This is a genomic window from Streptomyces sp. NPDC047515, assembly GCF_040643055.1.
Classification (GTDB): domain Bacteria; phylum Actinomycetota; class Actinomycetes; order Streptomycetales; family Streptomycetaceae; genus Streptomyces.
Genome location: NZ_JBEYTM010000150.1, coordinates 1 through 2,344 on the forward strand (window position 1 = coordinate 1; position 2,344 = coordinate 2,344).

General features: G+C 68.5%; 2 protein-coding genes. Both read right to left on the reverse strand.

Going from position 1 to position 2,344, the window contains the following annotated elements; translation table 11 throughout:
• Positions 1–70: 70 nt before the first annotated feature.
• Positions 71–913: an IS21-like element helper ATPase IstB gene (istB, locus tag ABZ826_RS39145; protein WP_361459345.1), complete on the reverse strand. Its 843-nt coding sequence runs from the start codon at positions 911–913 to the stop codon at positions 71–73.
• On the reverse strand, positions 913–2,226 hold the full coding sequence (istA, locus tag ABZ826_RS39150) for an IS21 family transposase (protein WP_361459347.1): 1,314 nt from the start codon (positions 2,224–2,226) through the stop codon (positions 913–915). The genes istB and istA overlap by 1 nt, the downstream gene beginning before the upstream one ends.
• Positions 2,227–2,344 lie beyond the last annotated feature (118 nt).

The window sequence follows — 2,344 nt, forward strand, 5'->3', positions numbered from 1 at the left end:
TGTCGGCAACGGCTGAAAACGGGACCAGTTCCAACGGTTGAATTGTGGGCCGTTTTGCGGTCTTGGTTGGTCAGTCGTTGTCGGTGGGGGTGGGGATGCGGCCGAGTTTTCGTCCTCGCATGCGGTAGGACTCGCCTTTGAGGGAGTGGACCTCCGCGTGGTGGACGAGCCGGTCAATCATGGCGGCGGCGACGGTCTCGTCGCCGAAGACCTCTCCCCAGCGTCCGAAAGGCTTGTTGCTCGTGACGATCACACTCGCTCTCTCGTAGCGGTTGGCGATCAGCTGGAAGAACAGGTTCGCCGCTTCGTCTTCGAAGGGGATGTAGCCCACCTCGTCGATCACGATCAGCGGGTAGCGGCCGAGTTTGACGAGTTCTTCCTGGAGTTGTCCCGTGTGACGGGCGGCGGCAAGGCGGTCCACCCACTGGGAGGCAGTGGCGAAAGCCACGCGGTGTCCGCTCTGGCAAGCCCTCACGGCGAGGCCGGTGGCGATGTGGGTCTTACCGGTTCCGGGCGGGCCGAGGAAGACCACGTTCTCTTTTCCCGTGATGAAGTCCAGTGTGCCCAGATGCGCGAGCTGTTGTCGCGTCAGGCCCCGCAGATGGGCGACATCGAGTTCCTCGATGGTCTTGATCGCGGGGAAGCGGGCCGCCCGGATACGGCCCTCGCCGCCGTGACTGTCGCGGGCGGACACCTCGCGTTGCAGGCAGGCGACCAGGTATTCCGTGTGGGTCCAGGACTCGGCGCGGGCGCGTTCGGCCAGGCGTTCGGCGGCGTCCAGCAGGGTGGGGGCTCTCATCGCGCGGGCGAGGAACGCCAGGTCCGAGCTGGTCTGAGTGCCGGTCGGCGCCGCCTGGCCTGCGGTTTTCGCAGGTCCGGGCCGGGAGCCGGCTGGGGAGGTGGTGCGGGGCATCAGGTGTCCGCCTCCTCGTTCCCGGCGCCGCCCTCGATGAGGGTGAACATCCGGTCATAGGTGCCCAGTTCACGCTGTTCGACCTCGACACCGAGGTTGTCCGGTGCCAGCGCGAGTGCACGTCGGGCGGTAGCTGCGCGGGCGGCCTGCTGATGCCAGACCTCGCCCCGCAGGAGGCGGGCCGCCTCGACATGCCCGGGATCGGTGAGCGTCTGGTGGCGGGCCCAGCAACGCGGGTGCCGGGCCACCACCACCGCCCCAGCCGCGGTGCCAGTGCCAGCCCGCCCGGTGCGGGGGGTGTCGGTGAGGGTGACGGTGATCTCCTGGTTGTCCGCGCGGACCTGGACGCGGTGGCCGATCGCGCGGGGGTGGACGGAATAGTCGCAGGTATCGACGCGGATGTAGTGGTCACGGCCGATACGGGTCGCAAAGCGCCACCAGTGGGGCGGGGTGATTGGCGGGACGGGGAGCATCTGGGCCCGGTCGGCTTCCCAGCGGTCCGCCGGCCGCGCGGCGATCACGCGATGAACCCTGCGGTTGGCGATCTGCAGCCAGCCGGCCAGCTGGGTGTTGAAATCGTCGGGGCCACTGAAGGTGCGGCCGGGCAGGAAACTCGTCTCCAGGTAACCGTTGGCCCGCTCGACCAGGCCCTTGGCCTCCGGGTCGCGGGGCCGGCACAAGTGGACTTTCACCGCGAGCAGCCCGGCGAACGCGGCGAACTCGGAGGTCAGTTTCCCTTTGCCGATGCCTGCCTCATTGTCCCAGACCAGCATCCGGGGGATGGCCTGCCAGCCCTGTGCCAGCAGCCGCCAGTGGCCGTCGATCAGGTCGCCGGTCTGCCGCGAGGGCAGCATCCGGGCGGTGATCACCCGTGAGTAGCCCGAGACGATGACCAAAACCGGAGGGCGTCCGCTCTGGCCATAGCCGAGGGGGACGTCCACCGGCGGGAACCACAGGTCGCACTGGGCGAGCTCGCCGGGCTGATAGACCGTCCGCGAGACGGGGTCCACCGGCAGATACGCCGGCCGCAGCTCACGCACCCGGTCCCGCAGGATCGTCAGCCCGCGGTCCCAGCCGATCCGCTCCGCGATCACCGTCACAGGCATGGTGGGGGTCTGCCGCAACAGTTCCCTCACCGCCGGCTCGACCGCGTCCACCGCGGACCCCTTCACGGCCCGCCGGTACTGCGGCGGCCGGTCCGACGCCAGAGCCCGCAGCACCGTGTTCCGTGAAATGCCCAGCTGCCGGGCAACAGCCCGGGCGGACAGTCCTTCAGCCCGGTGCAACCGGCGAATCTCAGCCCAGTCCTCCACAAGGATCACCCTCTCTGCCTCCCGACTCCAGAACCCTGAAGCCAGAATGATCAAGAGATCGCAGAGTGGCTCACTTTTCATCCGCCGCCCGTGGTATCCATTTCACCCGTTGCCGACA